This window comes from Cyanobacteriota bacterium (assembly GCA_025054735.1).
Taxonomy (GTDB): domain Bacteria; phylum Cyanobacteriota; class Cyanobacteriia; order SKYG9; family SKYG9; genus SKYG9.
On sequence record JANWZG010000181.1, the window covers coordinates 1 to 7,437 of the forward strand.

The window sequence follows — 7,437 nt, forward strand, 5'->3', positions numbered from 1 at the left end:
GTAGACCCAGATTCAGCAGTGTCTAGAGCAGCCGTAGACGTTGCGTCCGGTGATTCTAGACTGGCCAAGATTTTTAGGGCAAGTGTACTGTTATCTGCTTCTGCCGTAACTAGCAAATCAGCAAATTGTGCGAGTAGAGTGCGTAGCCCTAGACGAAAAACAGGATCCTCGTCGATTAGCAGTAGGTTGTAGGGAGTATCATCCATGGCAGCGATTGCTCAAATACGTTAATGTAGCAAAAATGGATCCGTAAAAATGCTGTTATTTTGACAGCAATATTGCTGAGCCAGATATTGATTCTGGTGTGATTTCTATTAGTAATCCAATGGGATCCTGATCACATCAAGTGAGCTGCTAATCACTCATTATTAAGGTTGTAAAGATTACAGAATTCAATTAAGAGCACATTAGTAAAAAAGTAAATCTTAATAAGTTTCCTACGATCCCCGTCTGTTTCACGGCTAAAACTGCCATGTTCTTGGGAATTCTAAGAATGTATCTGGTTTTTAATACAAATCTAAAGACAACTTGAAAATCACTAGATATTGAAGACGGTCGAAATCCAATCAAGGTGGGGATCACTGGGTTCATAGGCTTTTTCCAGCATCAGACAAAATAGTTGTATGAGATTAGCCATGCTGATGATCGCTACACACCTAGCCTATATGGGAGTTCCAGATGTGAAAACCTCACCGAATTCAACGTCATCCTGCCGATATTGCATTCACTACACACCGTCAGGACGACGGGGAGGAAACTGCCAACAATTGGGAGTTCCTGTTCAGAGTAGTTGGAAGGCATGTCCTCTTGCATTACGAGCATTTTCATCTGCTTGGGATAGTGTAGATATTTCAGCCGAGTGGCAAGATGAGCCATCACTGCCAGACGTGGCTCACATGTCAGCATCCGTAACAACCATAGCAGTTGCCTAGCTAACCCTTAAGTCTACTGCTAACGCGAGAGAGTCATCAACGGCATTCCCGTTAATGCATTAGATTAGGGGGGTTTTGTTAAGACAGGGTTCACGACTAGCTACAAACTAGCGGCGCGATCGTCGTCGGCCAACGCGCTCTGCTCGGTCGCGTTCATAGGAAATCAACCTGCCATAGATATGATGCTTGCTGAGATTCATTGACATAAAGACATGCTGGCGGGTGTTGCCAAATCCTTTGCGGGTAAAAAAGTTAACAGCAGCTACATTGGCAGGATCAGTATCAACCAGCATAAACCGCACCCCGTCTTCAATCATGCGCTCTACAATCTTATCTACAAGTCGATCGGCAATGCCCCGGCGTTGAAACTGGGGTGTTACTCCCAGCCAGATAATATATCCATAAATCCAAGATGCCTTGCTGATTGTAGTTCCTAGCACAAAACCCGCAAGCTGATCAGCAATTTCTGCAACTAAGCAGTATTCTGGATCCGTATTGTATAGACCAATGACCTCCCATTCATCCCAGGTGCGATACAGGTATGGGTACAGGTCGCTGGTAAACAATGACTCCCCCAAATGATAGACAGGGGCAATATCATCAATCTGCATATCCCGAATATTGAGTGTGTCACTGTCATCCGTATAGGATGTTGACGTTGTTACCATAGGTTTTTTACTGCGTTTCTCCCATTGGGTTGTCGCTACAACTCTAGCGCTACCACTGCTCGATAGGTTGACAAAAATTACGCCATACTTATCTGTATGATTCTGTACGATCCCCTGTATGCCTGATGGAGTAGCTGACAAAGCGAGCTTAAGTTCTTACTGAGGAACAAAATGGGGCTGTATAGATAGCGTTTGGGGCGGGAACGATAACCTGTTGCCCCTTGTCTTCCGCCTGCTTGCCAAGTGACCTGTCGGCTGCGGTAGCTGGCCATGACCTTGACTTGATGGAGCACCATCGCTGCTCCACGATCGTCTGCTCAGGTTTCAGCATGATAGATTTGTTAATCTGTTGCAAAATACGATGGTTGGTTAAAACCCCCCTATCCTAGTACTAGTAGGAACTACCAATCCGCTAAACCATTATGCCTGCTCTCACTCCATCCATTCGTCGCCGTTTGTTACAACTGAAGCAATTGCCAAGTGTCTGGGAGGGCGCTCGTTTACAGATGCCATTACGGCACCAGCCTGTTGAGTTTCATACAGATGACCATGGCAGCGACTGCATATTGTGGGTTGATGGCTCTGAGGGAATTGTGCGTGCAGTGGAAGTAGTGTCGCCTATAAGTGGGCAAGAAGCAGTGGTAAGAGCGCTATTGCGGGCTATGGAAATGCCCCAAAACCCTGGCAAGCCTGCTCGTCCTCAAAAGATTGTGGTCAACGATCGTGAGTTACAGTTTTTTCTCCGGGGCGTGTTGCAGGACATGGACATCATTGTGGACTATGTTCCCAGTTTGCCCCTGATTGATGAGTTTTATCGTCACTTTGCTGCCACGGTAGAGTCTTGTTCACCACAACTGTCTCCTCAGTTGATAAAGCAGTTGAATGATCAGGCCTTTGAAATTTGGCATCGCGCTCCCTGGGAATATCTGAGCGAAGAGCGGATAATCGCTGTTGACCTTAACGCCTGGGACTTAGAGACACTTTATATCTCCATTATGGGGATGCTGGGTATAGAGTATGGGATCCTTATGTATCGCTCCATAGACTCTCTTAGGCAATTTCGACAAGCGGTCATGAATATCCATGAACCAACAGACGAAGCCCAAGAAGCATTTCTACAACAGGATTGCTTGTTCGTAACCTTCGATCGTGACGACTCAGATGATAGTGTGTTTCTTGCGCGGCTTGGCACTCCTGAGATAGATGATATTCAGCCTAGCTTTGGTAGCATCCATCCCCTAGAGGGGTTGCGGTTTAACCTGCAAGATGACGAGGCAAATGCCATGCTCGTTGCCCTAAGTGCCTTAAATCGATTTTTGAAACAGCATCAGCGTGAGCTGACATCCTCCCAGTTTCCAGAGCTGTCTAACCAGTATCGAATTGCGGTGCCTGCTAACTCTAATGCCAAAGGCTCTACAGTAACTGTTCGCATTAGCACCATGCCAGCCTTGGCGACGGAACTCCTAACCATGATGGATGATAGTGGTGAAGCTAACAATGAAGCTGAGGACATTAATACAGGGTTTCCCTTCATTCAGGATACACTTGTTCCAGACGAGAAGATTACCCTTCTTAGGGTATCGCCCTGGGAAGAAGTCCAGTTGCTGCGTCAACAGACCAGTTTTTATCAAGAGGCACCTGCGGTTTTTCCCCAGGTGGGGAATGGTTTGCCGATCGTCATTTTGCAAATTTCTCAACCCAAGGGTAAAGCTCTCATCCAAGCCATTCAGACCGCAGGAGGCTTACGGGGAATTTGCTTCAACCCTGGATTTGATCCCTACGCCAAGCAAACCTATGAGCTAGGACTGTTGCAGTTGGAAAATGGAGACTTGCAGTTGTTTGCAGAGTTCCAGGACGATAATCTAGAGTATCGCCGTGTTCGTAAGAAATGGAATCAATGCTGTAGTGCTACCCATGGCTATTGTGGATTGGTCATCGCCAAAGGGATCACTGGTGTTGCTCGAGGCAATCCTCAACTCAAGGACATGATGGCACTCATGGAAACACGCTTCATTCCAGTAGCAGAGTTAGGATTAGGCACCCTTGAGATGCACATAGAGTTCGACTACTAGGTACATACAAGCGTATTTGATAGCAGAGTGTGTATAAATTGTAGAGGTATCTGGTTGACTGACAAATCTTCTTTGCAGGCTGGGTCAAACAATGTGAAACCCAACATCAGCCTACGCTCTGTTCGGTTACGCCATCGCTAACCAAACCTACCAAGCTTAAACGCAAGCTGCACAGAGTAGCACCTAGATAACAACACCTGCCCTGGGACAGATGGGATCCACCACTGGGTGACATCGCCAAAATTAATGCAAAATTCAAAATTAGGCATTCAACATGGAGGAACTTTCACCTCGATCACGGAGCAGACATTTGAGTTTGCAGTGCGGATTGTTAAGCTGTGTCAAGTCTTATATGATTAACCAGTTGTTTGCCGCACCCTCTAACGCCAACTGATTCACTCTGGCACATCGGTAGGGGCAAACGTTGAGAAATCTCAGGCAGCACAAAGCAAAGCAGACTTTCTACACAAACTGGAAGTAGCTTTGAAGGAGTTGCGAGTAACCCGCTATTGGCTCAGGTTGCTGATTGCCACCAACCTCATACCCGCCCAGCGGCTCAACGCACTACTAGAGGAATCAGAAGAACTGCTCAACATCATCGTCAACACCAAACGCAACCGACCCGAATGCAGATTGCTATGAAATCCCATCCGGACGTAACTATTGTCAACAGGTACTTACCCTACAATCCTAAATTGACTAGCAGAGCCAAAGAACTACGCAAGAATCCTACACCTGTGGAACGGAAGCTTTGGCAAGACTGTCTCAGACTATTGCCGTTTCGAGTCTTGCGTCAGCGTCCGATCGACCAGTTGATTGTCGATTTCTATTGTGATGCTGTGAAACTGGTGATTGAAGTAGATGGGGATAGCCATTTTACAGAGCAGGGACAAGTCTACAACGCTGAGAGAACAAAGGTTCTGGAAAGCTACAGTTTGAGGGTGCTGCGATTTAGTAATGATGAGGTGATGCAGCAATTTGAAGGAGTTTGTCAACAGATTGAAGAGATGATTTCTCTGTTGAGCAAAAGAACTGACATAGCAGATTAAAGTCCCCCTTAGTAAGGGGGATTTAAGGGGGATCGGCTCTGTGGTGCGTAGAGAAGGATCCCCCCTTAGACACACTTGATAAGGGGGGAACCGAGCTGTGGCTTGAAGTCCCCCGTAGTAAGGGGGATTTAGGAGGATCGGCTCTGTGGTGCGTAGAGAAGGATCCCCCCAGACACACTTGATAAGGGGGGAACCGAGCTGTGGCTTGAAGTCCCTCTTAGTAAGGGGGATTTAGGAGGATCAGCTCTGTGGTGCGTAGAAAAGGATCCCCCCTAGACACACTTGATAAGGAGGGAACTGGAGTTTACGGAGTATGATTTGATTCGATACCTGGCATCGGATTGCTGAAACCCTGATTCTGTGTCGGTCGCACTGGGCAGGCTGGGATGTGATGGGTGGTAATCGGGGTGGGCAAATCGGGGGCACTGTCTTGGCTGAGCAGGTCGCAGTATTTGCGGAGCAGCAGCAACACGGGGACAAAGGGCAGGACTCATGGGGGCTGCTGTCTTTTACCGAGGCGGTAGGCGATGTGGCGCAACAGGGTGGTTTTGCCATAGCTCCCTAGGCCAAAATGGTGATTTGGCGATCGATGCAGTCGCGTTTTGCCTGGGCTAAGATCTGCCAAATATCAACCGTGGCGGAGAATTTGCAGTCGGCAGCTAACAGTCAAGGTAGCGATTATCCACACCCCTGACTTTAGCGATCGTGGCTTCAGTGGTGCAATCAATGGCTTGGTTAATGGCTTTGCCTGTGTTCTCTAACCGTCGTTCGGTGCCTTAGTGAACAGGTTGCAGCGTTTTGGCAGTGTAGGCGATGCCCAGCCCAATCACATTGGCAATGCATTCGTTCAGCGGAGCGGGGGGTTAGGGGTTGAGAGCTTGGGTCATGACGATCGCCGTTGGGATAGTTGGCTTTATCTTAACCGTCAGATTGATATTGGATTGACAACTGGGTTTAAAGCTGTTTACAGGCTACTATTGCTGTCATCAGCACCCTTGTCTGCACAAGCAATCTCATACACTGTGTTAACTAAGATACAACGCTATGGGCTAACCATTCTGGGCTAGTCTTTACAATTCCTTAAATCTTAACCAGTATCGTGGGGTTGCCAGAATAATCATTAGCAGTTAGCGATCGTATTTCCCGAACCAGGCATGGCAGAGATTCAAATTAATACGTTAGAGTTCTTAAGCCAGATTTCTCCCTTTAGTCAATTGCCACCTACTGTACTGCGTGACCTTGCTGCTCGCATGCAGCCCTTTGGCTACAGCATGGGTAAAAAGATGATGGAGCATGGCAAGCTTCCAGGCCAAGTTTTGGTAGTGTATCAGGGTGTCATTCGGCTGTTGGGTTACGATACTCGCACCCAGATGCCAGTAACCTTGGAGCGGCTGCAATCTGGAGCCGTGCTAGGTGCCGTTAGCCTCATGCGCGGGGTCGGGTGTGAAACAGCGATCGCCTCTACGGATGCCATTTGCCTGGCTATGTCCGCAGAGGAATTCTTACGCCTGATGGGACGCTACGGCGAGTTTGCCGATGCCATGCGTAACCAGTGTAGCCCGATCGAGGCATTAGCCCTGTTGGATGCTTACCTGAATCGGCAACCGTGGACGGGGGTAGAAGCTCGTCAGCTAGCTGCTCCAGCCAGTGCCCATGCTATCGTGCGCCAAGTGCAACCTGAACAAGCATCATTAACCGATCTAGCGCCAGATCGGTTGTGGCTGTTGGCTAGCGGCACAGTGAAAGGGCTAGCGATCGGTGATGAAGTTGACCTCACTGGCGGTAAGGTCACCCTACGAGTTGAAGGCAATCAGCCTGCTCGGCTGGTGGGCTTTCGTCCCCAGGATATTCTTCCCCCAGAAGCATCAGGCGTAGCCAATGGCCATTACCCAGGCACTCCAGCAGATAACCCCGCTACTAGCAGCCCCGACCATAGATCTGACCGTGCAATAGCAGATATAAATGAGGTTCCCCCCGCCCCACCAGAGATTCTTGTCTATGACTCTGAGGCCGATCGCAGCAAGACCTATCCCCTGATCCAGGCAAAGGGCAATCAACCGACAACCTTGGCCTGCTTCCAGATGTTGTGCCAATATTTCAACATCCCCTTCCGGCGGGAGGCCATTCGGCGGGTGGTTAACCACCACATTAGCCCCACGCATGAGGTGTCCCTACAGATTTGTGGCTCCATTGCCGACCTGATTGGTCTGAATGCCCAGCTCGTGACCCTACCGACTCTGAGTATGGGGCAGATTCCTGTGCCTGCTATGCTGATTTGGCAAGGTAAACCCGCGATCGTCTACAAGGCTAACGACCGAGAAATTACGATCGCCTCCCCAGAGTTGGGACTAATTCAGCAAAAACCAGCCGATCTAGCAGCATCCCTAGGCGAGATGTTGCCGGTACTATTGCTGCAAGCCACTAAAGAAACCCCGCAACAAAAATTTGGCCTCTCCTGGTTTTTGCCCTTTATCCGGGAATACCGTCGTCCCTTAATTGAGGTATTACTGGCTTCCTTCTTTGTGCAACTCTTTGGCCTCGCCAATCCGCTGATGATTCAGGTAATTATTGACAAGGTATTGGTGCAAAACAGCCCCGATACTTTGCAAGTGCTGGGCATCTTGCTGCTGATTGTGGCTGTCTTTGAGGCCCTGTTGAGTAGCTTGCGTACCTATCTGTTTGCTGAGGTGACTAACCGCATTGACATGAAGCTGGG

Annotated in this window: 9 protein-coding genes and 1 pseudogene; 8 read left to right on the forward strand and 2 right to left on the reverse strand. The window is 48.7% G+C overall.

Annotated elements, in window-relative coordinates; genetic code table 11:
* Window positions 1-206 (reverse strand): DUF3685 domain-containing protein (locus tag NZ772_10110; protein MCS6813905.1); only part of this gene is annotated, 206 nt, incomplete at its 3' end.
* A 435-nt stretch (window positions 207-641) separates the two neighbouring features.
* Here NZ772_10110 and NZ772_10115 point away from each other — a divergent pair.
* Window positions 642-932 carry a hypothetical protein gene (locus NZ772_10115; GenBank protein ID MCS6813906.1) on the forward strand — a complete coding sequence of 97 codons (291 nt, stop codon included), beginning with the start codon at window positions 642-644 and terminating at the stop codon, window positions 930-932.
* A 107-nt stretch (window positions 933-1,039) separates the two neighbouring features.
* Here NZ772_10115 and NZ772_10120 read toward each other — a convergent pair whose 3' ends face one another.
* Window positions 1,040-1,600: a GNAT family N-acetyltransferase gene (locus NZ772_10120; protein MCS6813907.1), complete on the reverse strand. Its 561-nt coding sequence runs from the start codon at window positions 1,598-1,600 to the stop codon at window positions 1,040-1,042.
* A 422-nt stretch (window positions 1,601-2,022) separates the two neighbouring features.
* On the opposite strand from NZ772_10120, the gene NZ772_10125 reads away from it, so the two are divergent.
* The 7 genes and pseudogenes from NZ772_10125 to NZ772_10155 all read left to right on the forward strand — a co-directional run.
* Complete coding sequence (locus NZ772_10125; GenBank protein ID MCS6813908.1) at window positions 2,023-3,672, forward strand: hypothetical protein; 1,650 nt, start codon at window positions 2,023-2,025, stop codon at window positions 3,670-3,672.
* A gap of 246 nt (window positions 3,673-3,918) precedes the next feature.
* Window positions 3,919-4,314: pseudogene (locus tag NZ772_10130) on the forward strand (four helix bundle protein).
* Window positions 4,311-4,721, forward strand: a complete 411-nt coding sequence (locus tag NZ772_10135) for an endonuclease domain-containing protein (GenBank protein MCS6813909.1) — start codon at window positions 4,311-4,313, stop codon at window positions 4,719-4,721. The pseudogene NZ772_10130 and the gene NZ772_10135 overlap by 4 nt, the downstream one beginning before the upstream one ends.
* Window positions 4,722-5,109: 388 nt before the next feature.
* Window positions 5,110-5,286 carry a hypothetical protein gene (locus NZ772_10140; GenBank protein ID MCS6813910.1) on the forward strand — a complete coding sequence of 59 codons (177 nt, stop codon included), beginning with the start codon at window positions 5,110-5,112 and terminating at the stop codon, window positions 5,284-5,286.
* A gap of 37 nt (window positions 5,287-5,323) precedes the next feature.
* Window positions 5,324-5,482, forward strand: coding sequence for a hypothetical protein (locus NZ772_10145; GenBank protein ID MCS6813911.1), 159 nt, complete (start codon window positions 5,324-5,326; stop codon window positions 5,480-5,482).
* 18 nt (window positions 5,483-5,500) lie between these two features.
* Window positions 5,501-5,788, forward strand: a complete 288-nt coding sequence (locus tag NZ772_10150; protein MCS6813912.1) for a hypothetical protein — start codon at window positions 5,501-5,503, stop codon at window positions 5,786-5,788.
* A gap of 87 nt (window positions 5,789-5,875) precedes the next feature.
* Window positions 5,876-7,437 (forward strand): cyclic nucleotide-binding domain-containing protein (locus NZ772_10155; protein ID MCS6813913.1); only part of this gene is annotated, 1,562 nt, incomplete at its 3' end.

Excerpts from the sequence above, each read along its gene's own strand:
- NZ772_10115 (MCS6813906.1), top strand. The coding sequence starts at position 642 with ATGATCGCTACACACCTAGCCTATATGGGAGTTCCAGATGTGAAAACC.
- NZ772_10120 (MCS6813907.1), bottom strand. The coding sequence starts at position 1,600 with ATGGTAACAACGTCAACATCCTATACGGATGACAGTGACACACTCAAT.
- NZ772_10125 (MCS6813908.1), top strand. The coding sequence starts at position 2,023 with ATGCCTGCTCTCACTCCATCCATTCGTCGCCGTTTGTTACAACTGAAG.
- NZ772_10135 (MCS6813909.1), top strand. The coding sequence starts at position 4,311 with ATGAAATCCCATCCGGACGTAACTATTGTCAACAGGTACTTACCCTAC.